At 72.0% G+C, this 22,418-nt stretch carries 22 protein-coding genes and 3 tRNA genes; 6 read left to right on the top strand and 19 right to left on the bottom strand.

Annotated features, from left to right (window positions below; all coding sequences use genetic code 11):
- Window positions 1–5: 5 nt before the first annotated feature.
- The 6 genes from ACZ6I1_RS23970 to ACZ6I1_RS23945 all read right to left on the bottom strand — a co-directional run bounded on the left by ACZ6I1_RS23970 (window position 6) and on the right by ACZ6I1_RS23945 (window position 5,166).
- A complete protein-coding gene (locus ACZ6I1_RS23970) occupies window positions 6–1,577 on the bottom strand; it encodes a sensor histidine kinase (RefSeq protein ID WP_469290461.1) in 1,572 nt (523 codons plus the stop codon).
- Window positions 1,578–1,666: 89 nt separating this feature from the next.
- On the bottom strand, window positions 1,667–2,434 hold the full coding sequence (locus ACZ6I1_RS23965; protein WP_469290327.1) for a response regulator transcription factor: 768 nt from the start codon (window positions 2,432–2,434) through the stop codon (window positions 1,667–1,669).
- Between the two features lie 86 nt (window positions 2,435–2,520).
- Window positions 2,521–3,408, bottom strand: a complete 888-nt coding sequence (locus tag ACZ6I1_RS23960; RefSeq protein WP_469290325.1) for an amidohydrolase family protein — start codon at window positions 3,406–3,408, stop codon at window positions 2,521–2,523.
- Window positions 3,392–3,730 (bottom strand): antibiotic biosynthesis monooxygenase family protein, encoded by a 339-nt coding sequence (locus ACZ6I1_RS23955; RefSeq protein ID WP_469290323.1) that lies wholly within the window; start codon window positions 3,728–3,730, stop codon window positions 3,392–3,394. Before ACZ6I1_RS23955 ends, ACZ6I1_RS23960 begins: the two co-directional genes overlap by 17 nt.
- A gap of 114 nt (window positions 3,731–3,844) precedes the next feature.
- Window positions 3,845–4,735: a DUF2797 domain-containing protein gene (locus tag ACZ6I1_RS23950; protein WP_469290322.1), complete on the bottom strand. Its 891-nt coding sequence runs from the start codon at window positions 4,733–4,735 to the stop codon at window positions 3,845–3,847.
- Window positions 4,732–5,166, bottom strand: coding sequence for an Lrp/AsnC family transcriptional regulator (locus tag ACZ6I1_RS23945; RefSeq protein WP_469290319.1), 435 nt, complete (start codon window positions 5,164–5,166; stop codon window positions 4,732–4,734). Before ACZ6I1_RS23945 ends, ACZ6I1_RS23950 begins: the two co-directional genes overlap by 4 nt.
- 107 nt (window positions 5,167–5,273) lie before the next feature.
- Here ACZ6I1_RS23945 and ACZ6I1_RS23940 point away from each other — a divergent pair, with 107 nt between their 5' ends.
- Window positions 5,274–6,185, top strand: coding sequence for an SMP-30/gluconolactonase/LRE family protein (locus tag ACZ6I1_RS23940; RefSeq protein ID WP_469290317.1), 912 nt, complete (start codon window positions 5,274–5,276; stop codon window positions 6,183–6,185).
- A gap of 18 nt (window positions 6,186–6,203) precedes the next feature.
- On the opposite strand, the gene ACZ6I1_RS23935 is transcribed toward ACZ6I1_RS23940, so the two are convergent.
- The 3 genes from ACZ6I1_RS23935 to ACZ6I1_RS23925 form a co-directional block, all read right to left on the bottom strand.
- Window positions 6,204–6,569, bottom strand: a complete 366-nt coding sequence (locus ACZ6I1_RS23935; protein ID WP_469290315.1) for a PH domain-containing protein — start codon at window positions 6,567–6,569, stop codon at window positions 6,204–6,206.
- 224 nt (window positions 6,570–6,793) lie between these two features.
- Window positions 6,794–6,866 (bottom strand) — tRNA-Arg (locus tag ACZ6I1_RS23930).
- Window positions 6,867–7,124: 258 nt separating this feature from the next.
- A tRNA-Ser gene (locus ACZ6I1_RS23925) sits at window positions 7,125–7,215 on the bottom strand.
- Between the two features lie 186 nt (window positions 7,216–7,401).
- On the opposite strand from ACZ6I1_RS23925, the gene ACZ6I1_RS23920 reads away from it, so the two are divergent.
- From ACZ6I1_RS23920 to ACZ6I1_RS23910, 3 genes are all read left to right on the top strand, one after another.
- Window positions 7,402–7,833: an SSI family serine proteinase inhibitor gene (locus tag ACZ6I1_RS23920; protein WP_469290313.1), complete on the top strand. Its 432-nt coding sequence runs from the start codon at window positions 7,402–7,404 to the stop codon at window positions 7,831–7,833.
- A gap of 119 nt (window positions 7,834–7,952) precedes the next feature.
- A complete protein-coding gene (locus ACZ6I1_RS23915; protein ID WP_469290311.1) occupies window positions 7,953–11,255 on the top strand; it encodes a response regulator in 3,303 nt (1,100 codons plus the stop codon).
- A 13-nt stretch (window positions 11,256–11,268) separates the two neighbouring features.
- Window positions 11,269–11,844, top strand: coding sequence for an antibiotic biosynthesis monooxygenase (locus tag ACZ6I1_RS23910; protein ID WP_469290309.1), 576 nt, complete (start codon window positions 11,269–11,271; stop codon window positions 11,842–11,844).
- A gap of 21 nt (window positions 11,845–11,865) precedes the next feature.
- Here the strand turns inward: ACZ6I1_RS23910 and ACZ6I1_RS23905 are convergent, their stop codons facing one another.
- The 9 genes from ACZ6I1_RS23905 to ACZ6I1_RS23865 all read right to left on the bottom strand — a co-directional run bounded on the left by ACZ6I1_RS23905 (window position 11,866) and on the right by ACZ6I1_RS23865 (window position 20,536).
- A complete protein-coding gene (locus ACZ6I1_RS23905) occupies window positions 11,866–13,515 on the bottom strand; it encodes a long-chain fatty acid--CoA ligase (protein WP_469290308.1) in 1,650 nt (549 codons plus the stop codon).
- A 183-nt stretch (window positions 13,516–13,698) separates the two neighbouring features.
- Window positions 13,699–14,232 (bottom strand): SigE family RNA polymerase sigma factor, encoded by a 534-nt coding sequence (locus ACZ6I1_RS23900; RefSeq protein WP_469290306.1) that lies wholly within the window; start codon window positions 14,230–14,232, stop codon window positions 13,699–13,701.
- 136 nt (window positions 14,233–14,368) lie between these two features.
- Entirely contained in the window at window positions 14,369–15,535 is a 1,167-nt protein-coding gene (locus ACZ6I1_RS23895) for a lipid-transfer protein (protein WP_469290305.1), read from the bottom strand.
- Window positions 15,532–15,915: a MaoC family dehydratase gene (locus tag ACZ6I1_RS23890; protein WP_469290303.1), complete on the bottom strand. Its 384-nt coding sequence runs from the start codon at window positions 15,913–15,915 to the stop codon at window positions 15,532–15,534. Before ACZ6I1_RS23890 ends, ACZ6I1_RS23895 begins: the two co-directional genes overlap by 4 nt.
- Window positions 15,912–16,943, bottom strand: coding sequence for an acyl-CoA dehydrogenase family protein (locus ACZ6I1_RS23885; RefSeq protein WP_469290302.1), 1,032 nt, complete (start codon window positions 16,941–16,943; stop codon window positions 15,912–15,914). The genes ACZ6I1_RS23890 and ACZ6I1_RS23885 overlap by 4 nt, the downstream gene beginning before the upstream one ends.
- A complete protein-coding gene (locus ACZ6I1_RS23880) occupies window positions 16,943–17,902 on the bottom strand; it encodes a bifunctional MaoC family dehydratase N-terminal/OB-fold nucleic acid binding domain-containing protein (RefSeq protein ID WP_469290300.1) in 960 nt (319 codons plus the stop codon). Before ACZ6I1_RS23880 ends, ACZ6I1_RS23885 begins: the two co-directional genes overlap by 1 nt.
- The gene (locus ACZ6I1_RS23875) at window positions 17,899–19,089 is read right to left on the bottom strand and encodes an acyl-CoA dehydrogenase family protein (protein ID WP_469290298.1); all 1,191 of its coding nucleotides are present in this window, start codon (window positions 19,087–19,089) and stop codon (window positions 17,899–17,901) included. The genes ACZ6I1_RS23880 and ACZ6I1_RS23875 overlap by 4 nt, the downstream gene beginning before the upstream one ends.
- Before the next feature lie 203 nt (window positions 19,090–19,292).
- Window positions 19,293–19,604: a hypothetical protein gene (locus ACZ6I1_RS23870; protein ID WP_469290296.1), complete on the bottom strand. Its 312-nt coding sequence runs from the start codon at window positions 19,602–19,604 to the stop codon at window positions 19,293–19,295.
- Between the two features lie 485 nt (window positions 19,605–20,089).
- The gene (locus tag ACZ6I1_RS23865; RefSeq protein WP_469290294.1) at window positions 20,090–20,536 is read right to left on the bottom strand and encodes a DUF6344 domain-containing protein; all 447 of its coding nucleotides are present in this window, start codon (window positions 20,534–20,536) and stop codon (window positions 20,090–20,092) included.
- A gap of 381 nt (window positions 20,537–20,917) precedes the next feature.
- Here ACZ6I1_RS23865 and ACZ6I1_RS23860 point away from each other — a divergent pair, with 381 nt between their 5' ends.
- Both ACZ6I1_RS23860 and ACZ6I1_RS23855 read left to right on the top strand, forming a co-directional pair.
- Entirely contained in the window at window positions 20,918–21,790 is an 873-nt protein-coding gene (locus ACZ6I1_RS23860) for a helix-turn-helix domain-containing protein (protein WP_469290292.1), read from the top strand.
- An 83-nt stretch (window positions 21,791–21,873) separates the two neighbouring features.
- Entirely contained in the window at window positions 21,874–21,996 is a 123-nt protein-coding gene (locus ACZ6I1_RS23855) for a hypothetical protein (RefSeq protein ID WP_469290290.1), read from the top strand.
- Window positions 21,997–22,158: 162 nt separating this feature from the next.
- Here the strand turns inward: ACZ6I1_RS23855 and ACZ6I1_RS23850 are convergent.
- Window positions 22,159–22,259: transfer RNA gene (locus ACZ6I1_RS23850), tRNA-Ser, on the bottom strand.
- Window positions 22,260–22,418 lie beyond the last annotated feature (159 nt).

Raw genomic sequence — 22,418 nt, 5'->3', positions numbered from 1 at the left:
GCCTGTCACCGCTGTGTGGTGAGCCTGTGCCCCGTCTGTGAGTCCTTGTCCTGGTCCTTGTCCTGGTCCTTGTCCTGGTCCTCGTCCGCGCTCTCGTCCTCGTCCCCGGACGCCGGCCCGGGGGCGAGTGGCAGCAGGACCTCGAAGCAGGTCCGTCCGGGCTCGCTCCGTACGCCGACCCGGCCGCCGTGCGCGGTGACGACGGCCTGGACGATGGCGAGCCCGAGGCCGGTGGAGCCCGCGGCCCGGGAGCGGGAGGCGTCGCCGCGCGCGAAGCGCTCGAAGACGTGGGGCAGCAGGGCGGGCGGAATGCCCGGGCCGTCGTCCTCGACCCGCAGCCGGACCGCCGTTGTTTCACGTGAAACATCGGCGGTGACGGTGGTGCCGGGCGGGGTGTGCGTGCGGGCATTGGCGAGCAGGTTGACCAGCACCTGCTGGATGCGGGCCGGGTCGCCGCGGACGGGTGCGGGCTCGTCCGGCAGGCGCAGCCGCCAGTGGTGCTCGGGGCCTGCGGCGCGGGCATCGCTGACGGCGTCGACGACGAGGGGAGCCAGGTCCGTGTCGGTGTCGCCGGCGGCGAGCGGACGGCCCGCGTCGAGCCGGGCCAGCAGCAGCAGGTCTTCGACCAGTCCGGTCATCCGGGTGGCCTCGGACTCGATCCGGCCCAGAGCGTGCCGGGTGTCGGGGCCCGGCTCCTCCCGTCCCCGGCGGGTCAGCTCGGCGTAACCGCGGATGGAGGCCAAGGGAGTGCGCAGTTCGTGGCTGGCGTCGGCGACGAACTGCCGGACCCGCATCTCGCTCTGCTGCCGGGCCGTGAGGGCGGCGGAGACATGCCCCAGCATCCGGTTGAGGGCGGCCCCGACCTGGCCCACTTCGGTGCGGGGGTCGGCCTCGGCGTCCGGAACCCGCTCGTGGAGGGCCGGTTCGCCCTTGTGCAGGGGCAGTTCGGAGACGCGGGTGGCGGTGGCGGCGACCCGGCGCAGCGGGCGCAGGGCGACCCCGACCAGGGCCTGCCCGGCGAGGGAGGCCGCGATCAGCCCCGCCAGGGTGACGCAGACCTCCACCGCGATCAGGGTGTTCACGGTGGAGTCGACCTCGCCCAGCGGGAAGCCGAGGACGACGCTTCCGTCGCGCGCGGCCAGCACCCGGTACGCCCCGAGCCCCGGAAGAGTGACGTCGACCGGCGCGGCCCGGTCCGGCCCGGCCGCGTCCCGGGCGGTCTTGGTCATGACGGCGATCTGGGCCGCGGTGAGGGGCTCGCGGTGGTCGCGCTCGGGATCCTCGAAGCGCACTGCGCGGTCGGCGCCGAACACCTTGCCGTCGGAATCGACCCGGAATCCGACGGCACCCAGCGGGGTACCGGGACCGAGGACGGACTTGCCCTCCCTGATCGCCTTCCCCAGGCCGGGGGGCGGGGAGGCCATGGAGACGGAGGTGCGCAGCTGCTCGTCGAGCTTGTCGACCAGGTAGGAGCGCAGGGCGAGGGTGGTGACGGCCCCGATGGCCGTCCCCACGACGGCGATCAGCACGACCGCCGAAACGACGAGCCGGGTCCGCAGCGACCACGGCCGGCCGATCCGGGTCCGCAGCCACCACGACTGGCCGATCCGGGGCCGCAGCGACCACGGCCGGCGGGCACGCGGCCCCCGCTGGCCGCGGAAGGCCACTACTCGGCCGGCTTGATCAGGTATCCGGCGCCGCGCCGGGTGTGGATCAGCGGTGCCATGCCCGGCCCGCTCTCCAGCTTCCGCCGCAGGTAGGAGATGTACAGCTCGACGACATTGGCCTGGCCGCCGAAGTCGTACGACCACACCCGGTCCAGGATCTGCGCCTTGCTGAGCACCCGGCGCGGGTTGCGCATCAGGTAGCGCAGCAGCTCGAACTCGGTGGCGGTCAGGTGGATCTCGCGTCCGGCGCGGACCACCTCATGGCTGTCCTCGTCGAGCCGCAGGTCTCCCACGACGAGTGCGGAGCCGCCGCGCGCCGCCTGCGCCGCGCCCGAACGCCGGACCAGGCCGCGCAGCCGGGCCACGACCTCCTCCAGGCTGAACGGCTTGGTCACGTAGTCGTCGCCGCCCGCCGTCAGGCCCGCGATGCGGTCCTCCACGGAGTCCTTGGCGGTCAGGAAGAGGACGGGGACCTGCGGCAGCTCCCGGCGCAGCTGGCCGAGGACGGCGAGCCCGTCCATGTCGGGAAGCATGATGTCGAGGACCACGACGTCGGGCCGGAACTCCCGGGCCGCCCGTACCGCGCCGGCCCCGTCACCGGCGCTGCGGACCTCGCAGCCCTCGTAGCGCAGGGCCATGGACAGCAGCTCGGAGAGCGAGGCCTCGTCGTCGACGACCAGAACCCGGCAGGGCCCGCCGTCGGGCCGCACCAGGGCCGTGTGGTTGCCGGTGGACGTGGACGCGTGGGAGGTGGTCGTCGCAGTCATGCATTCACGCTGTCCGGCGCCTCTGAGAGCGTTCTTGTCCCTGCCTGTGAAATTTCTGAGAAACGGAGGAGCCCGCCGCGGCGGGATCAGGCCCGGCCGTCGAGCCGGAACAGCCGGGCGCCGTTGTCGTGGCAGACGGCCCGCAGCCAGTCGTCGCCCAGGCCGAGCCGTTCGAGGGCGGCGAGCTGGTGTTCGTACGGGTAGGGGATGTTCGGGAAGTCGGTGCCGAGCAGGATCCGGTCGCCGAGGTCGGCGAGCCGCCCGCGGTCCCCGGGCGGGTAGGGGCTGATCCGTTCGCAGAAGTCGGTGAAGGCCATGGTCGTGTCGAGGCGCACCTCGGAATACCGGTCGGCGAGGTCCAGGAAGTCGGCGTACTCGGGCATGCCCATGTGGGCCACGATCAACGGCAGCCGGGGGTGGCGGCCCAACAGCCGGGCGATCGGGTCGGGCCCGGTGTACTTGCCCGGGGCCGGACCGGACCCGCAGTGGACCACGGTCGGGACGCCCGCCTCGGCGAGCAGCCCCCACACGGGGTCGAGCCGGTCGTCGTTCGGGTCGTAGGCCCCGACCTGGAGGTGCGCCTTGAAGACCCGGGCACCGGCGTCGAGGGCCTGGCGGACGTACGCGGCCGCGCCCTCCTCCGGGAAGAAGGTCGCCGTGTGCAGGCAGTCGGGGGTGCGGGCGGCGAAATCCGCGGACCAGGAGTTGAGCCAGGCCGCCATCGCCGGCTTGTGCGGGTAGAGCATGGCGGTGAAGGCCCGTACCCCGAACTCCCGCAGGAGCGCGACGCGCTGCTCCTCCTCGTGCCGGTAGGTGATCGGCCACTCGACCCCGGTCAGCGGACCGATCGCGTCGAAGTAGTCCCACACCTTGTCCAGGACCCGCTCGGGCATGAAGTGCGTATGTACGTCGACCAGTCCGGGCAGCCCGAGCCGCTCCCGGAAGGCGCGGACCGCCTCAGCCGTTGCGGACAAAGCCGTGGCTCCGCTCGACGGTCGCGACGTGCAGGGTGTAGCTCTCGTACCAGCCTTCGCGGCCCTGCTTCATGGCTGCCTGGTGTTCCAGGTCCTCCCGCCAGACCGCGAGCGACTCGTGGTCGCGGAAGTAGGCGACGGTGATCCCGAGGCCTCCCGGGTTCCGCGCGGACTCGTAGCCGAGGAAGCCCGGGTTCTCCGCGACGATCTCGTTCATCCGGGCGAGTGTCTGCGGGTAGCCGCTGTCGTCATCGGTGCGGATATTGCTGAAAACCGCCATCACATAAGGCGGTTCGAAGGCCTGTACCGGCTGAATGCTCATGCCCACCACCCTGTGCGGCGCACCCCGGCGTGTCCACCGGAATCCGCCCCGGCAGACGAAAGGGATCCAAGTTTTGACCATGCCGGCGGCCGGGCCCGCCCACGGCCGTACGCCTCAGAACAGTCCGTCCTGCTCGGCCGGAGGCCGCACCGCCGCAGGCGGGATCTCCACCACCGGCACGGAGGTCACGGCGGCTCCGCCCACCGGGGCGGCGAGCTCCCACCCGGCCAGCAGTCGGGTGTCCACGACCAGCCCGTCAGCGAAGTGCAGATCGGGACCGGCCGCACCCGCCAGCTGCCCCACGACCGCCCCGCCCGGCACCATCTCGGTGATCACCCGGGCGGGATCGGGCAACGCCTCCAGCCCGAACACCCCCGCATGGTCGGCGACTTCACACCCCAGCCGCTCCAGCGAGTCCGGCCAGCCGGGCAGCGCGGCCGCCCGTGCATGCAGCTCGGCGACCTCCCGGGCCCGTTCCGCCGCGGCCGGCAGGTGGACCCGTACGGCGCGCTTACGGGCGTACGCGATCCGATCGGGCACCCCGAGCGCCGCCCGCAGCAGCTCCTCGGTGCGCCGGGCGGCCATCAGCGGCCCGCGCCCCAGCCAGGCCCAGGCCACGGCCCCCTGCTCCAGCAGCCGGGCGCGGCCCCGCTCCTCGGCGGTGATACCGACCTTGACCATCCCGGGCCCGAACCACGCCAGGTAGACGCGGTAGGTGCGCGGATCGGCGGCATGGGTGTCGGCGGCCACCGAGAACGACCGGTCGAGCCGCGCACATTCGGGACACTGCGCGTTCCCGGCGCGGCCGGGCACGGTGGCGCCGGTCGGGCAAGGCGTCCGCTTCCCGGCCCGTCGCACCCCGAGGCAGCGCCGCTCCCCCTCGGCGACGAAGGCCAGCCTCTGCCCGTAGCCGAGCGGGCTCGCCCGCTCACCGCGCCCCTCCCCGTACCAGCCGATGGCGGGCTGCCCGTCCTGCCACCGGATCCCGGTGCACCACCAGCTCACAGCGGGAGCGGCCGCTCGAAGAAGGTCTCCAGGACGACGGTGGCGTGCGTACCGCTGACCCCGTCGATGGCGTACAGGCGCCGCAGGACGTCCTGCAACTGCTCGGTCGAGGCCGTGCGCACCTTGACCAGCACCGACGCGCTGCCCGCGATGATGTGCGCCTCCTGGATCTCGGGGATCGCCGCGAACGCGGCGGCGGACTCTCCCATCCAGGCGTTGGAGTCGACCATCACGTAGGCGAAAACCCCGCTGCCGACGGCCACCGGGTCCACCTCGACGGTGGTCCGCCGGATCACCCCGCGCTCGCGCAGTTTGCGGACCCGCTCGTGGGTCGCCCCCGCCGAGAGCCCCACGGCCGCGCCGAGCGCGGCGTACGACTGGCCGGCGTCTTCCTGCAGGCGCAGGACGAGCGCCCGGTCGATGTCGTCCACGCGACCTTCCTCCCATGGACCCGTCGGCCCTTGCGAAGACGGTACCTGATCCTGCAATCTCACCATCACGCCGAACAGTATTCGGCAATCCGCTATCAGGGGGAATCATGTCCGGCATAGCCGACCTCACTTTGTACGAGATCCTGGACGAACGCTTCAAGACCGGACGCTGCGCCAACGGTGACGAGCGCCTGGAGCGGCTCTACGACGACTGCCGCTGGGCGGAAGGCCCGCTGTACCTGCCCGCCTGGCGACAACTGGTGTGGAGCGACATCCCCAACGACCGCATGCTCCGCTGGGACGAGGCGACCGGCGCGGTCTCCGTCTTCCGCTCCCCGGCCGGCCACTCCAACGGCAACACCCTGGACCGCGAAGGCCGGCTGATCACGTGTGAGCAGGGCAACCGCCGCGTCACCCGCACCGAGCCCGACGGCCGCCTCACCGTCATCGCCGACCGCTTCGACGGCAAGCGCCTCAACAGCCCCAACGACGCGGTGGTCCGCTCGGACGGCTCGGTCTGGTTCTCCGACCCGGACTTCGGCATCACCAGCGACTACGAGGGCCATCGCGCACCCGGCGAAATCGGCGCCTGCAACCTCTACCGGGCCGACCCCGCGACCGGCGAGGTCCGCATGGTCGCCGACGGCTTCCTCGGCCCCAACGGGCTCGTCTTCTCCCCCGACGAGAGCGAGCTCTACGCCGCGGACACCCGCGCGGGCCACATCCGCGCCTTCAAGGTCACCGACGACGGCACCCTCACCGGCGACCGGGTCTTCACCGCCTGCCCCTCCGTCGACAACATCCGCTTCGACGACGAGGGCCGCCTGTGGGCCGCCGCGATGGAGTCCGGCGTCCACTGCTACGCCGCGGACGGCACCCTGATCGGCCGCGTCCGCGTACCCGAACCGGTCTCGAACATCGCCTTCGGCGGCCCGAAGAACAACCGCCTCTTCATCACCGCCACCACCTCCCTCTACTCCCTGGTGATGTCCGTGACCGGCCTGCCCCGCGTCCTGTGAGGACCGCGGCCCGCCCGGCTACCGGGCGACGAACTGCGTGAGGATCGCCTGCACCTGGTAGATGTCGACACCCTTGGTGAAGGTCTTCTCGATCGGCGCCGCGCTCCCGGATATCCAGATCTTGAGCTCGGCGTCGAGATCGAAGTGGCCGGCGGTCTCCACGGAGAAGTGCGTGATGCTCCGGTAGGGCACGGAGTGGTACTCGACCTTCTTCCCCGTGAGCCCCTGCTTGTCGATGAGCACCAGCCGCCGGTCGGTCAACAGGATCGTGTCCCGGATCAGCAGATACGCCGCATGCACTTGCTCGCCCTGCCCCAGCAGCCGCGCATAGTCCCGCTGCGCCGACGCCGAGTCGATGCTGTGCGCGTTTCCGAACAGTCCCATGAGAGCCCCCCGTGTTCCGGTTCCCGCTTCGAACGATCTTCAAGAACCGTACGGAAGCCGACCCGTAACCCGCGTCCCTCTCCAGAGCCATCTCACCCCTGACCCCCTACGGGGTACGCCCTCCCCACCAAGGAGGAGCCCCACCGAGCCCCACCCCACCCGGCCTCCGCCAGGACATACGACAGAAGCCCCCAGGATTTCTCCTGAGGGCTTCTGCCTTGCTGTGCACTCGGCAGGATTCGAACCTGCAACCTTCTGATCCGTAGTCAGATGCTCTATCCGTTAAGCTACGAGTGCTTGTCCGCCGGGGTTTTGCGCCCCGTTGGCCTTGCGAGAACAACAATACATGGACCTCGCCGGGACGCGAAATCCATTAGCCAAACCATCGATGACCTGCGGAAACGCCCTGGAAGAAGATCATCCGGTTGGGTCCGGGGGCTCCTGCGGAATCCGTGCGCGGCCGAGCCGTCCGCGTGGACGGGGTGCTCCGGAGGTCGTACAAAGGTCGGAACGCACCGAAGCCCCGGTCCGCAAGGACCAGGGCTTCGTGAAGTGCGGAGGCGGAGGGATTTGAACCCTCGATGGGGTGTAAGCCCCAAACCGCATTAGCAGTGCGGCGCCATAGACCGGACTAGGCGACGCCTCCAGCACACCCCCGCGTACGAAGGTGCGTGCAGATGATGACACAGGCGCAGGGCCCCTCACCAATCCGCTCCCACGGTACTAGGAGGGGCGGGCCCAGGGCAAAGCCTTAAACCCGCCGCAGCACGGAACGTCGGCGGACCGTCGTCGTTGGTCAGGCGTACGACGTACGGACGACCTGGAGTGCCCCATGCTGCGTCTCGCCGCCTTCGCCGTCACCTCCGCCCTGGCCGCCGCGGCCGCCGGACCACTGCCGCCGCTGCCCGAGCCGCTGGGCGGGCTGCTCTCGACGCCCGACCGCCTGACGATCACCATGGCCAACACCGGCAACCGGCAGCTGGACCGCGAGTACCGACTCGAATGCGATCCCGTCGGCGGCAACCACCCCTCGGCGGAAGAAGCCTGCGCGAAGCTGGACCGGCTCGCCGAGGAGGGAAAGAACCCCTTCGCGCCCGTCTCCAAGCGGCAGATCTGCTCCGAGCAGTACGGGGGCCCGGCCACCGCCGAGGTCACCGGGACCTGGCAGGGGCGCAAAGTGGACGCGCGCTTCCGCCGGACGGACGGCTGCGAGATCAGTCGCTGGAAGGAGTTGGAACCTCTGCTTCCGCCCGGGCGTTCCTGACCTGGGAGGATGCGCACGAAGGGTGGTGTCCGCCACACATCGGCCACCTCGCCGGGGGACTGTGGCCTTAGACTCCTCCCGTGACATGCCGGTAGTTGTGGTCAGGGAGGAAGCTCGTCGTGAGCAGCAGGCCATCCCGAGGCGCTGCTCGCCTCGCAGCAATACTCGACGCTCTTCCGGACGCGCTGTTGCTCGTCAACGCCAACGGCACTGTCGTCAACGCCAATTCGATCGCCCTCGAGGTCATGGAGAGCCCGGGCACCGCGCTCGTCGGCCGCGGTGTGCTCGACCTGCTGCCCGAGTTCGACTCCAAGCTGATCCCCGGCTCCATGCGCCGGCCCGGCGAGGACGAAGGCGGCCGGGCCACGCCCAAGCGGATGACCGCGCGCCGCACCGACGGCACCGAGTTCCCCGTCGAGGTCACCAGCGCCCACCTCGACGGGCGCGACGCCTACCGCGAGCCCCAGCCCTCCTACACCGGCGACGAGCTGCTGATGCTCGTCGTACGGGACCTCTCGCAGACCGTGGACACCGAGGCCGAGCTGGCCCGCTCCCAGCGGCAGACCGAGATGATCCTGCGGGCCGCCGCGGAAGGCGTCGTCGGCACCGACACCGACGGACGGGTGGTGCTGGTCAATCCGGCCGCCGCCCAGATCCTCGGCTACCGCGCCACCGACCTCGGCAACCGCGAACTGCACGGGCTGGTCCTCCACTCGCGCGCCGACGGCTCCCCGTTCCCCTTCGAGGAGTCCCCGCTCGCCGACACCCTGCGCAGCGGACGCAAGCACCGCGTGCGCGGCCAGGTCCTGTGGAACAAGGCCGGGCAGCCGGTCGCCGTGGACCTCACCACCTCGCCCGTACGCGACGGGGAGCAGCTCGTCGGCGCCGTCATGACCTTCACCGACCGGCGGCCCTACGACGCCCTCGCCGCGCGACACGCCCAGCTGCTGGCCGTCCTCGGCGAGTCCCTGCGCGGACCGCTGGACGAGCTGCGCGGGGAGCTGGCGACGCTGGCCGCCGACGACGCCGGGCAGCTGTGGCCCGAGGCCAACCAGCTGCTGCACCACCTGGCCGCCGGGTACTCCCGGATGACCACGCTGCTGGACAACGTGCTCGGTTTCCAGCGCCTGGACTCCGGCGCCGACCGGCTCAAGAAGAAGAAAGTCCTGATCAACGGTGTGGTGACGGCCGGCGTCGACGGGGCCGTCGAGCTGATCGGCCCCGGCCGTGCGCAGTTCGCCGTGCACGCGCCGACGATCGAGGCCGAGGTCGACGCGGACCGGATCGCGACCGCTCTGGCGCACTTGGTCGCGGACGTCGCCGGGGTGGACGCCACCGGCAAGACGCGACAGGGCAGCGGGTACAGCGACTCGACGATCGTGGTGGCCGCCGCGCAGCGCGGTGACGTCGTACGGATCGAGGTGCGCGGGCCGTACGAAGGCGGCAACCCGGTCCACGAGCCGATCGTACGAGGCATCGTGGCCGCGCACGGAGGCGTGCTGCAGACGGTGGAGGTTCCGGGCGCGCCCGGCGGTGCGTACGTGCTGGAGGTGCCGCTGGGCGCGGGCGCGGGGACGGTCACCCTGCCCGAGCCGGAGGAGGAGCAGCCCCCGGCCGACACGGCCCCCGCGGGGCGGGTCTCCGGAGGACGGCGGGGCCGTCGCGGGGTGGACGCCTTCCTGGAAGACGAGGCCGGCGGTTCCGGCGCGCCCGGCTCCGAGAAGGCCGCCGAGGGCGGCGCCGCGCTGGCGCTGCCGTCCGGGCGGCGGCGGGCCGGTGAGGCCGCTGCCGCGGCCGAGACGGGTCCGGAGCTCGCGCAGTCTCCGGTGAACCCGGCGGGGCTGGGGACCGGCCGGCGCCGCGGCCGCGCCGGCGACGGCAGCAGCGAGGGCGGCCCGGGGCAGCCCGTGCCCCCGCAGGGCACCGCCATGCCCGCGCTGCCGCCCGTTCCGACCGTGCCCCCGGTGCCGCTGATGGAGCATCCCGCCGGGCGGCGCCGGGCGCTGGGTGCGGCCGGTCCGGTGCAGCCCGGCGGTCCCGTGCCGGCGACCGGGCTCGGACCGGCGCCCGTTCCCGCCCAGGCCCCCGCGCGGCCCATCGCTCCCGAGGGCGGCTTCGCGCTGCCCGCCGGTCCGACCCCCGCTGCGCCGGCCCCGCAGGATTCCGTGATGGCCGGCTCGGCCCCCGCTCCCGCCGAGGCCGATGCCGAGGCCCCCGGTGGGCGGCGTGGCCGTCGGGTCCTGGGCGCGCCCGGCACCGCGGACGAGGCCTCCGCCGTACCGTCGGCCGCGGCCGAGGGGGACCCCGTACATCCCACCGGGCGGCGGCGGGCGCTGACGAACCCGCCGGCCTGGCCGGTTCCCGCGGCCCGGACCGCTCCGGAGGACGCCGAGGCGGCCTCCGGCCAGGCCGCGGTGCCCGGGGCCCGGCAGCCGCAGGAGACCCCGGCCGACGGCCAGACCGCCCAGCCGATCAGCGTGCGCGCCCTCGGCACGCTCGGGCAGGGCATCTCCGTGGACCCGGCCGGTTCGGGCTCCGGCCGCCGGCGCCGGCTCTCCGAGCCCGCTCCGCAGGGCCGGGCCTTCGCCATAGGAGCCCCCGAGGCGGGCTCCGCCGAGGGTCCGGAGCCGCTGGACGGGCCCGGGGGCGCCGTCGAGGTGGTCAACCGTCCCGTGCCGCGGCCCGTCGATGACGAGCTGCCGCCGGAGCCGCTGGACAACCCGCGACGGCTGCTGGTGTGGCCCGCGCCGGACGTGCAGACACAGCAGGCGCTCAGCGACCGCGGCTACCGCCCGGTGATCGTGCACTCCCGCGAGGAGGTGGACGCGCAGATCGCCGCGTTCCCCGCCGCGCTGTTCGTGGATCCGCTGACCGGGCCGATCACCCGGACCGCCCTGCAGTCCCTCCGCCAGGCCGCGGTGGCCGCCGAGGTGCCCGTACTGGTCACGGCCGGGCTCGGGCACGCCACTCGTGAGGCGGCGTACGGCGCGGATCCGGCCGTCCTGCTGAAGGCGCTCGCGCCGCGTGACAGCGAGCAGCACCCCTCCCGGGTCCTGCTGATCGAGGAGCACGACGCGATCGCGACCGCGCTGACCGCAGCGCTGGAGCGGCGCGGCCTCCAGGTCGCGCGGGCGGGCGCCGATACCGACGCCGTGGAGCTGGCGACGCGGATACGGCCCAACCTCGTCGTCATGGACCTGATGCAGGTGCGCCGCCGGCGGGCCGGGATCGTGGACTGGCTGCGTGCCAACGGGCAGCTGAACCACACCCCGCTGGTCGTCTACACGACGGCCGGCATCGAGCCGTCCGACATGCCGCGGCTGGCATCCGGCGAGAGCGTGCTCTTCCTCGCCGAACGGGCCACGACGGCGGACGTCCAGGGCCGCATCGTGGACCTGCTGGCCAAGATCGGCACCAACTAGCCATCCTGGCCCGATGGCCATCACCCAGACGACCGAGCACACCGTCCCCGCCGACAACGGGGAGGTGAACCTGCTGATCGCGCGGCAGGTGGAACCGGGGCACGAGGAGACCTTCGAGGCCTGGGCCCACGGGATCCTGGAGACGGCCGCGGGCTTCCCGGACCACCTCGGGTACGGACTCTTCCGTCCGGCGGCGGAGGGCGGGCCGTGGTTCCTGGTCCACCGCTTCCGCAACCAAGAGGCCTTCCAGCGCTGGCAGGACTCCCCGGAGCGGGCGGAGTGGTTCTCGAACTGCCTCGGGCACCACCACACGGAGATAGCCCGCCGTGAACTGCACGGCATGGAGACCTGGTTCGCCAAGCCGGGTACGACCCGGCCCGCGCCGCCGCGGTGGAAGATGGCGATCAGCTCGGGGCTGGCCATCTTCCCGATCTCGCTGGCCGGCAACGCGGTGCTCGGGCCGTACCTGGTGGATGTGCACTTCGTACTGCGGACGGCGGCCTTCGCCATCATCTTCAGCACCCTGATGACCTATGTGGCCATGCCCGCCGTCAGCAGGCTGCTGCGGCCATGGCTCACGAAGGACTGAGGGAGGCGAAGGCCGGCGCGGTCAGTCCAGCTTCGTGACGTCCAGCGCGCCGTCCGCGTACTGCTTGCGGATCACCTTCTTGTCGAACTTGCCGACACTGGTCTTCGGGACCGACTCGATGATCGTCCAGCGCTCCGGCAACTGCCACTTGGCGATGGACTGGCTGAGGAACGCGCGCAGCCCCGCGTAGTCGACGGTCGCGCCCTCCTTCAGGACGACGGTGGCCAGCGGGCGCTCGCCCCACTTGTCGTCGGGGACCGCCACGACCGCGGCCTCGGCGACCTCGGGGTGGGCCATCAGCGCGTTCTCCAGCTCGACACTGGAGATCCACTCGCCGCCGGACTTGATGACGTCCTTGGCCCGGTCGGTGAGGGTGAGGTAGCCGTCGGGGCTGATGACGCCGACGTCGCCGGTCTTGAGCCAGCCGTCCGCGCTGAACTTGTCCTCGGGCCGGAGGGGTTCGCCGGACGCCCCGCCGTAGTAGGAGCCCGCGATCCAGGTGCCGCGCACCTCCAGCTCGCCCGCCGATTCGCCGTCCCAGGGCAGGATGCCGCCGCCGGGACCGACCAGGCGGGCCTCGACACCCGCCGGGAAGCGGCCCTGCGTGATCCGGTAGGGCCACTCCTCCTCGGCACTGAGCCCGGCCGGCGGGTGGGCCATCGTGCCCAGCGGCGAGGTCTCGGTCATGCCCCAGGCGTGGCAGAGGCGGACGCCGAGCTTGTCGTACGCCTCCATCAGGGAGGGCGGACAGGCCGCGCCGCCGATGGTGACCTGCTTCATCGAGCTCAGGTCGCGGGGATGCGCGGTGACCTCGGCGAGGAGGCCCTGCCAGATGGTGGGGACGGCCGCGGCGTGCGTCGGCTTCTCCCGCTCGATCATCTCGGCGAGCGGAGCGGGCTGGAGGAACCGGTCCGGCATCAGCATGTTGATGCCGGTCATGAAGGTGGCGTGCGGCAGGCCCCAGGCGTTCACGTGGAACTGCGGGACCACGACGAGGGTGGTGTCCTTGTCGGTCAGACCCATCGACTCGGCCATGTTGACCTGCATGGAGTGCAGGTAGATCGAGCGGTGCGAGTAGACGACGCCCTTGGGGTCCCCGGTGGTGCCAGAGGTGTAACACATGGCCGCCGCCTGGCGTTCGTCCAGCTCGGGCCAGTCGTACGTGTCGGCGCGGCCCGCGAGCAGTTCCTCGTACTCGTGCACGCGCACGTCCAGGCCCGCGAGCGCGGAGCGGTCGCCGACGCCCGAGACGACGACGTGCTCGATGGTCGGCAGGTGCGGCAGCAGCGGCACCAGCAGGGGCAGCAGGGTGCCGTTGACCAGCACGACGCGGTCGGCCGCGTGGTTCACGATGAAGACCAGCTGCTCGGGAGGGAGCCGCAGGTTGAGGGTGTGCAGGACCGCGCCCATGGACGGGATCGCGAAGTATGCCTCGATGTGCTCGGAGTTGTTCCACATGAGGGTCGCAACCCGGTCGTCCTGCTGCACACCGAGCTCGTCGCGCAGGGCGTTCGCGAGGCGGGTGGCGCGGGTACCGATCTCGGCGAAGCTGCGGCGGTGCGGCTCAGCCTCCCCGGTCCAGGTCGTGACCTGGGACTTCCCGTGGATCGTCATCCCGTGCTGGAGTATGCGGGTGACGAGGAGTGGTACGTCCTGCATGGTGCTCAGCAAAGCGTCCTCCCGGTGAGCGCTGCGGCGCCGCGGCGGCTACGGATGCTGCCGATTCTGCGCACGTACCGGTCGGCATGTCACTACCTGGGAGTACAGACCACGGCGTGTTTCACGTGAAACATCGCCGCTCGCCCGACTCCGGGTGGGCTCCGGCTCTGTGTTTCACGTGAAACATCGCCCGCCTCACTTGACCGGCGTGAGCTCCGGATCCTCGCGGAGTTTGCCGAGGGCGCGGGAGACGGCGCTCTTGACGGTGCCCACCGAGACTCCCAGCAGTTCGGCGGTCTGCACCTCACTGAGGTCCTCGTAGTAGCGCAGGACGACCATGGCCCGCTGCCGGTCGGGCAGCCGGGTCACTGCGCGCCACATCGCGTCGCGCAGGGCCTGCGCCTCCGCGGGATCGGCGGCAGGGGCCCCCTCCGTCTCCGGGAGCTCGTCGCAGGCGAACTCGTCGACCTTGCGCTTGCGCCACTGGGAGGTGCGGGTGTTGACGAGGGCCCGCCGGACGTAGCCGTCGAGGGCGCGGTGGTCCTCGATGCGGTCCCAGGCCATGTACGTCTTCGCGAGGGCCGTCTGGAGCAGGTCCTCGGCATCGCACGGGTTGGCGGTGAGGGAGCGCGCGGTGCGCATCAGGACCGTTCCGCGGGTCCGGACGTACGCCGAGAACGACGGGTACGGCGTCGGCTGCGCGGCGAGCGTGCACACGGGCGTGGTCATGGCTCCACGCTAGGAGCGCCCGCGCGCCGTGGGATCGGCCGCAAGTGCCGAAGGGGGATCCGCCTCAGGTTGTAGGAGTAGGGCAAACCCCACCCCCTGAAGGTGGAGGAGGCGGGGCCCGGGTGGGACGGCGGTCTCAGCCGTCGGCTCCGAGGATCAGCCCGGAGGTAGGCACCCCGGTACCCGCCGTGACGAGTACGCGCTCCGCCCCCGCGACCTGGTTGACGGAGCTGCCGCGCAGCTGGCGCACGGCCTCGGCGATCCCGTTCATGCCGTGCAGGTAGGCCTCGCCCAGCTGGCCGCCGTGGGTGTTGAGCGGCAGCGCGTCGGCGGCGACGAAATCGCCCGCTTCGCCCGGCGCGCAGAAGCCGAACTCCTCCAGCTGCATGAGCACGAAGGGGGTGAAGTGGTCGTAGAGGATGCCGACGTCGATGTCCGAGGGCCGCAGCCCGCTGGTCCGCCACAGCTGGCGGGCGACCACGTTCATCTCGGGCAGCCCGGTGAGGTCGTCGCGGTAGAAGGAGGTCATGCCTTCCTGGCGGCGCCCGGCGCCCTGCGCGGCCGCGGTGATCATGGCGGGCGCGTTGCGCAGGTCGCGTGCCCGCTCGACCGTGGTGACGACGAGGGCCTGGCCGCCGTCGGTCTCCTGGCAGCAGTCCAGCAGTCGCAGCGGCTCCACGATCCAGCGTGAGGCGGCGTGGTCGGCGAGGGTGATGGGCTTGCCGTGGAAGTACGCGGCGGGGTTGTTCGCGGCGTGCCGGCGGTCGGTGACCGCGACGTGCCCGAAGGCCTCGGGGGTGAGGTTGTAGGTGTGCAGGTAGCGCTGGGCCGTCATGGCCACCCAGGAGGCGGGGGTCAGCAGCCCCCAGGGCAGGGACCAGCCGAGCGCCGCCCCCTCGGCGGAGGGCTCGCGCTGCTGGACGCCGGCGCCGAAGCGGCGTCCGGAGCGCTCGTTGAAGGCGCGGTAGCAGACCACGACCTCGGCGACCCCGGTGGCGACGGCGAGGGCGGCCTGCTGGACGGTGGCGCAGGCCGCGCCGCCGCCGTAGTGGATACGGGAGAAGAAGGAGAGGTCCCCGATACCGGCCGCCTGGGCGACGGTGATCTCGGGGCTGGTGTCCATCGTGAAGGTGACCATGCCGTCGACGTCGGCGGGGGTCAGTCCTGCGTCGTCGAGGGCGGCGTGGACGGCCTCGACGGCGAGCTTGAGCTCGCTGCGGCCGGAATCCTTGGAGAACTCGGTGGCGCCGATCCCGGCGATGGCCGCGCGGCCACCGAGTTCGTCGCGGGTGCGCACGCTCATGCCGGCACCTCCGCGGTGACCGTGCCCGTGACGTGGCGGCCGATGCCGTTGGCCCCGACCACGCTGATCTCGACCGTGGTCCCGGCCACGGCGGTGACGGTGCCGGTGAAGGTCATCGTGTCGCCCGGGTGGTTCGGGGCGCCCAGCCGGATCGCCACCTTGCGCAGCACGGCGTGCGGTCCGAGGTGGTCGGTGACGTAGCGGCCGACCAGGCCGTTCGTCGTCAGGATGTTCATGAAGATGTCCGGTGAGCCCTTCTCGCGCGCCAGAGCCGCGTCGTGGTGCACGTCCTGGTAGTCACGGGAGGCGATCGCACCCGCCACGATCAGCGTGCGGGTGACCGGGATCTCCAGCGGCGGCAGTGTGTCGCCGACCTTCATGCGTGTTCCCCCTCGGCTATCGAAGCTCCCAGCTCGGCCAGCAACTCGCTGCCGCAGCCCAGATACGCGTCCAGCTGGCGCCCCCACAGGAAGTGCCGGTGGACGGGGTGGTCCAGGTCGGCGCCCATGCCGCCGTGCAGGTGCTGGCCCGCGTGCACGACCCGCTTCCCCGCCTCCGAGGCCCACCAGGCCGCGGTCAGCGCGTGTTCGCGCGCCGGGAGCCCCTGGTCGATGCGCCAGGCCGCCTCGTACGTGGTGACCCGGATCGCCTCGGTGTCCATGTACGCGTCGGCAGCGCGCAGCATGACCCCCTGGTTGGTGGAGAGCGGCCTGCCGAACTGCTCGCGGCTCGAGGTGTACTCCACCGCCCGGGCGAGCGAGCCTGCGCAGACACCCGCCTGGAGGCCGGCGAAGGCGGTGCGGGCAGCAGCCAGGACCTCGTCGTAGGCGCGGGCTCCGCCGAGCCGTTCCGCCGCGGCGCCGTTCAGGGTCAGCCGTCCCGCCGACCAGGGGGCAGTCGTCTCCACCGGCGCGGTCCGCACGCCGGGCGCGTCCGTCCGCAGGATCCACAACGCCCGGTCGGCGTCCGGGACCAGTACGTGCGTGGCCTCGCGCAGCCAGGGCACGGCGGGGGCGGTCCCGGTGAGCCGCCCGTCCTGCGCGGTGATCCGGCCGCGGGCCGGGAAGGCCCCGGTGGCCACCGCCTCGCCGCTCTCCAGGGCGGGCAGCAGCCGGGCACGCTGCTCGGCGCTGCCGTGCGCCGCCAGCGGGAGCATCCCGTACACGCAGGTGGCGGCGTACGGGACCTGGGCGGTGGTGCGGCCCTGTTCCTCCAGCAGCAGGACCAGTCCGAGCAGGCCGATTTCCTGGACGGCGGCGATCAGCCCGGATGCGGCGAGGGCCTTCCACAGCTCGGCGTCGCTGCCGGTGCCGGCCGCGGCGAGGCGTTCGTGGGTGGCGAGGTCCCCGAAGATCCGGGCGGCGAGACCGGCCGCGGCTGCCTGCTCCTCGGTGGGGTGGAAGTCCATCAGCCCTCGCTCCCGCGGAAGACGGGGAGTTCGAGGTCGTCGTCGACGCGCAGGAACTCCAGCTGTACGGGCAGCCCGATGCGCACCTTGTCGTAGGGGACGCCGGTGACGTTGCTGATCATCCGGACACCTTCGGCGAGTTCGATGAGCGCCACGGCGTACGGGCCCCCCGCGGCATCGGGATCCTCGTGCGCGGTGAAGGCGGGGAACTGCGGATGGTGCATGACGACGTAGCTGAACACCGTGCCGGCGCCGGAGGCCTCGACGGTGTCCCACTCGGGGGAGGCGCAGGCGTTGCAGCCGGGGAGCCAGGGGAACCGCAGGGTGGCGCAGGCGGTGCAGCGCTGGATCAGCAGCTTGTGGTCCCGGACCCCGGTCCAGAATCCCTCGTTGTCGCGGTTGATCACCGGGCGGGGGCGCTGGGCCTTGGGCCGCTGTTCCCGCGCCCGCCCGGCCGGCGCGTACTTGAGGATCCGGAAGCGGTGCGTGCCGGCCGGCTCGCCGTCCGCGTGGACGTCCATGCGCGTCGTGACGAAGTGTCCGGTGCCCAGCCGGGTCGTCTTGCGCGGCGACACGGACTCGATGACGGCGTCGAAGGTGATCGCGTCGCCGGGGCGCAGCGGGCGCAGGTACTCCTGCTCGCAGTCGGTGGCGACGACGGAGGTGAAGCCCGCGGCGTCGAGCAGCGCGAGGAGCTCGTCGTAGGCGGAGGAGCGGTCCGTGTGGCCGGAGAGGCCGCCCATCGTCCAGGCTTGGAGCATCGTGGGCGGAGCGATGGCGTCCGGGCCGGTGTAGGCCGGGTTGGCGTCGCCCATCGCCTCGCACCAGTGGCGGATCATCGGCTGGTTGACGGCGTCCTTGCCCCGGCCCGCGGTGGCGGCGGGCCGGCCCTCGAAGGCCGTGAGCAGGGCGAGGAACCGGCCTGCCTCGTCCACTGCGCCGGCAGCGTCTGCCGTCATCGCTTCCTTCCCTTCATACCGAGCCGCATCATGGCGACGATCTCCCGCTGGACCTCGCTGACCCCGCCGCCGAAGGTGTTGATCTGGGCGGCTCGGTTCATCCGTTCCAGCTCGCCTCCCGCGAAGGCCGCGGGCCCCCGGACGAGGGCTTCCTCGCCCACCACCTCCTGGCACATCCGGTACACCTCGACGGTCGATTCGGTCCCGAGGAACTTCACGCCGCTCGCGTCGCCGGGAGCCAGGGTGCCGCCGCCCACGTCCTGGACGAGGCGCCAGTTGAGGAGGCGTACGGCGGCCAGCCGGGCGTGTGCCTCGGCGAGGCGGGACCGTACCCAGGGCAGGTCGGCGGGGCGCTCGCCGGTGACCGGGTCGGGGGTGCGGGCGTGGGCGAGGGCCGCCTCGTAGAAGTCCTCGGCCTGCATGCCGATGGCGGCGAGGGCCACCCGCTCGTGGTTGAGCTGGTTGGTGATCAGCCCCCAGCCGCCGTGCTCGGGGCCGACGAGGTTGCCGGCGGGTACGCGCACGGAGTCGTAGTACGTCGCCGTGGTCGTGAGCCCGCCGACGGTGTCGATGGGTGTCCAGGAAAAGCCGGGGGCGTCGGTGGGGACCAGGATGATCGAGATGCCCTTGTGTTTGGGGGCCTCGGGGTCGGTGCGGCAGGCGAGCCAGATCCAGTCCGCGTTCTGGGCGTTGGAGGTGAAGATCTTCTGGCCGTCGATGACCCAATAGCCGCCGTTCAAGTCGACCTCGGCGCCTTGTCCGGCCTGGGCGCCCTCGCGGACGGCGCGGGTGCGCAGGGCGGCGAGGTCGGTGCCGGCCTCGGGCTCGGAGTAGCCGATGGCGAAGACGATCTCGCCCGTGAGGATCCGGGGCAGGAAGTAGTCCTTCTGCTCCTGGGTGCCGTACTTCATCAGGGTCGGGCCGACCGTATTGAGCGTCACCATGGAGACGGGGGCTCCGGCCCGGTAGGCCTCGTCGAAGAAGACGAACTGCTCGGCGGGGCCGCGGCCTTGGCCCCCGTACTCGACGGGCCAGCCGAGGCCGAGCAGTTCGTCGGCACCGATGCGCCGCAGCAGTTCGCGCTGGCGGGCCGGATCTTCGGGAACCCCGTCCGGCAGCAGGTTCTTGAAGTACTCGCGCAGTTCGGCGCGCAGCCGCAACTGGCCTTCGGTCGGGGCGAGGTGCACGGCGCTGGCCTCCCGGCATCACATCATCGAGTGACCTGACTGTCCGTCAGATTCACCTGTGGTGTCAAGGTCGGCGAGGGGTCGGGCGGGGGCCTCGTGGGGCTGGGGACCGGGCGGGCATGCGCGAGGGCGCCTGCGCTACCGGACCCCAGCCGGTCCGGTCGCACAGGCGCCCTCTTCAGTCGAAGCGGCTCAGGCCGCGGCTACCACCAGGGGTGGAAGTTGACGGCGACGTTCGAGTTGGACTGGTCGATCGCGGTGAGGGCCGAGCCGTTGACCTGCGCGGTGTTGCTCTGGTTGGAGGCGCCGGAACCGGTCGCCACCTGCTGCGACGTGGACGAGTTGCCGTTGTTGTCACCGCCCACGCCACTGCCGATGATGCTGGCGACGCTCGCATTCGATCCGTCGTTCGCGAAGGAGCCGTTGTCGGCCGAGGCCGCCCCGCCGAACAGCGTGATGGCGAGGGGAAGCGCGGCGACAGCGGCGACGACGCGGGCGGTACGGATGCTTGCCATGTCTGAATCCTCCAGAAAGCGAAGTGGGGCTTGCTCCAAGGCAGTTGGCCGACCGCCTCGGTCGTTGTGCGTGCTGACGACGTCGCGAGATCAGAGTTGCCCACCGAATCCCCGGCGAACCACCCCGGAGGATGCGATTCCCCCGCAAGTATGACCAACATCGGATAAACCCCGTTCGCGCCCCCGGCGCCACAGGGCAGCACCCTCGTACCTCCTGAAACCCCTGCCCCACAGGGGATGAAGCGTTCCACCAGACCACCGTGTCCGGACATGCCGAAAAGGGCCGCGCCGTCCGGGAACCCCACCGTCTCCCGGGCCTGCGGCCCTGCAATACCAAGCTTTGCGCCCCCTGTGCGCCCCCGGCGTCCGCCGTGCAATCCATCCGTGCCCCGCTCCGGGGCACACCACGTGGCGCGATCCTCGGTCACATGTGACCGGGCTCCAGCGCCGGTTCCTACGTCCCTTCCCAGAGGCAGCGCGTACGCCTACGCGGCGAGCACGAGCACGTCCCGGGCGGCTCCGGCGGCGGATCCCGCGGACGCACCGGCGGGGGCGGGGACACCGGCGCGGGCGGGCGCACCGGCGGGGGCACCGATCCGGATCAGGCTTCGGACGGCGGTTCCCGGGCCGGCACCCATGGCCGCGGCGGTCGTCGAGCGACGGACGGACGGGGTCTTGCCGTGCGCCTCGGCGCGGATCCGCTGCTTGATGGTCGGCGGCAGCGATCCGCCCCGCATCATCGCCCGCCAGGTCCGGCGGGCCGTGAAGGCCGGACGGCGCACCGCGGCGGCGGGGGCGGCGGGCGCGGCCGGGGCGGTGCCGGAGGGGGTGGCCGCAGCGGCCTTCCCACCGAGGCCGAGAGAGCTGAGGAGAGCCACGAGGGCGGCGAGGACGGAGGTCCAGATCGAGGAGAGGGTGCTGCGCTGAGCCATGACGGGTGCCTCGTTTCGAGATGTTCCGACGGGCGGATCTGAATACATTCGTCATGATGTGGCCGCAACCGCACAGCCCCCACGCCCCGCGCCGATCTTCCGACAAACACCACTCGGAAGGCCCAGCCCGAGGAGTGGTCTTCGACGGCGACCATGCACCACAGAGGCCTCTGAGCCCCTTCTGACCTGCGCCTTCGCCCCATGTCAGGGCGCGGACCACGCAGCGGCACGCGCGCGTCGCGTCGGCAAGTCGGACATCGCGTCGCCCGCCCTCACCTCGGCGGGGAGCGCTTTCGGCCAATGGGCACGGTCGTCCGTTGCTCCTCGGCCCACAATGGGCCCAGAGCCGTGAGCGCTCGTCGCGCGCGAGGGAGAGGGCTTATGCCGCTGGTCGCAAGCACGGGCATGACCGGTCGGGGAGTCGAGATGACCCGGGTGGGTGATCGGTGGCGGGTGACCCGGCCGTGGCCTCCCCGGCTGCGTCCGTTCATCCACAGCTACGCCGGCTACTGGGAGGCGGCGGCCACGCCCTACCGGGTCCGGCTGGTGCCCACCGGCCGGGCCGTCGTGGTGATCAACCTCGGCGAGCCGTTCGCCCAGGTCCGGCGGCTGGGGGACGCGACCGCGAGCAGCCAGGTGACCGGCTCGCTGATCGCTGGTCTGGAGGACGGGCCCCGCGTGTGCGACCACCCTGGCGGCCAGGAGGCGATTCGGCTCGAGCTGACCCCCCTGGGCGCGTTTCGGCTGTTCGCCATGCCGATGAACGAGTTGACCAACAGGGTGGTCGAGCTCTGCGACGTCCTCGGCCCCGGGACCGGTGTGCTGGTGGAACAGCTGAGGGCCACCAGCGACTGGGCGGCCCGGTTCGACCTGCTGGACCTCACGCTGTCGGCCCGGCTCGATCACGGCCCGGACCCCGCGCCCGAGGTGCGCCACGCCTGGCGGCTGCTGTCGCGTGCCGACGGGGCGATCCCGGTCGGCCGGATCGCGGCCGAAGTCGGCTGGAGCCAGGGCTACCTGATCCGCCGGTTCACGGAGCAGATCGGCCTGACGCCCAAGACCTCCGCCCGGGTGCTGCGCTTCCATCGGGCGATGCGGCTCCTCACCCGCGAGGGATCAGATCTCGCCGAAGTCACCGCCGCCTGCGGCTTTTACGACCAGGCCCACCTCAACCGCGAGTTCCGCGCACTGGCCGGGATCACCCCGGGCCGCTTGGCCGCCGCTCGCCTGGCGGAGGGAGCCGTCCCGCTGTAAGGAGCGAGGTCAAATTTGTCCAAGCCAGCCGGTCCGCGCGTCGATAGTGTCCCCGTTCGTAGTGGCCCAGAGGGGGAGGCTCGATGGAAGACCTGCTGCGCATCCTGGTATCCGGCGCGATCACCGGCGGTTTGATCGGTTTGGCGGGAGCCCTCGGCGCGCGCCGGCGCAGACGCCGAGAGGGCGGTGGCACCAACGGCCGCTGACGCCCGGCTCGCGGCCTGGGCCGGACGGCTGTCTCCTGGCCCCACATGCACTGGTCAGCGACGGGACACGGGGGATCCCGGCGCTGACCGGTGAACGCAGAGGGCGGGCCCCCGTAGCGGGGACCCGCCCTCTGGCCGGTCAGTTCCCTGACCTGGAAGCGGTGGGTGTGGGATTTGAACCCACGGTGACTCGCGCCACGACGGTTTTCAAGACGGGTCCGCTCTCAGCGTCCGTATGGTGCCTGAGCTGTGCAGGAGCTCCCGGTGGAGGTACCTGTGCGCACATCTGGCCCGCGCATGGCCCAGAAGGTGTCGGATGAGCTCGGTCTAGACGAGTAAGTCCGAAGTCTCGGGCGCATGAAGCGAGGGTCTCGTTGATCTGTTTGTGACGACAGATCTCGAAACCCTCGCTACAGCACTGT

Source organism: Streptomyces sp. NPDC046303 (genome assembly GCF_055588085.1).
Note: the sequence above shows the minus strand (reverse complement) of the source record. Positions and strands in the feature narration are given on the sequence as shown.

Bases quoted from the DNA above. Each gene is read 5' to 3' on its own strand.
- ACZ6I1_RS23965 (WP_469290327.1), bottom strand. From the start codon at position 2,434: ATGACTGCGACGACCACCTCCCACGCGTCCACGTCCACCGGCAACCAC.
- ACZ6I1_RS23955 (WP_469290323.1), bottom strand. From the start codon at position 3,730: ATGAGCATTCAGCCGGTACAGGCCTTCGAACCGCCTTATGTGATGGCG.
- ACZ6I1_RS23940 (WP_469290317.1), top strand. From the start codon at position 5,274: ATGTCCGGCATAGCCGACCTCACTTTGTACGAGATCCTGGACGAACGC.
- ACZ6I1_RS23935 (WP_469290315.1), bottom strand. From the start codon at position 6,569: ATGGGACTGTTCGGAAACGCGCACAGCATCGACTCGGCGTCGGCGCAG.
- ACZ6I1_RS23920 (WP_469290313.1), top strand. From the start codon at position 7,402: ATGCTGCGTCTCGCCGCCTTCGCCGTCACCTCCGCCCTGGCCGCCGCG.
- ACZ6I1_RS23910 (WP_469290309.1), top strand. From the start codon at position 11,269: ATGGCCATCACCCAGACGACCGAGCACACCGTCCCCGCCGACAACGGG.
- ACZ6I1_RS23900 (WP_469290306.1), bottom strand. From the start codon at position 14,232: ATGACCACGCCCGTGTGCACGCTCGCCGCGCAGCCGACGCCGTACCCG.
- ACZ6I1_RS23895 (WP_469290305.1), bottom strand. From the start codon at position 15,535: ATGAGCGTGCGCACCCGCGACGAACTCGGTGGCCGCGCGGCCATCGCC.
- ACZ6I1_RS23890 (WP_469290303.1), bottom strand. From the start codon at position 15,915: ATGAAGGTCGGCGACACACTGCCGCCGCTGGAGATCCCGGTCACCCGC.
- ACZ6I1_RS23885 (WP_469290302.1), bottom strand. From the start codon at position 16,943: ATGGACTTCCACCCCACCGAGGAGCAGGCAGCCGCGGCCGGTCTCGCC.
- ACZ6I1_RS23880 (WP_469290300.1), bottom strand. From the start codon at position 17,902: ATGACGGCAGACGCTGCCGGCGCAGTGGACGAGGCAGGCCGGTTCCTC.
- ACZ6I1_RS23870 (WP_469290296.1), bottom strand. From the start codon at position 19,604: ATGGCAAGCATCCGTACCGCCCGCGTCGTCGCCGCTGTCGCCGCGCTT.
- ACZ6I1_RS23865 (WP_469290294.1), bottom strand. From the start codon at position 20,536: ATGGCTCAGCGCAGCACCCTCTCCTCGATCTGGACCTCCGTCCTCGCC.
- ACZ6I1_RS23860 (WP_469290292.1), top strand. From the start codon at position 20,918: ATGCCGCTGGTCGCAAGCACGGGCATGACCGGTCGGGGAGTCGAGATG.
- ACZ6I1_RS23855 (WP_469290290.1), top strand. From the start codon at position 21,874: ATGGAAGACCTGCTGCGCATCCTGGTATCCGGCGCGATCACCGGCGGT.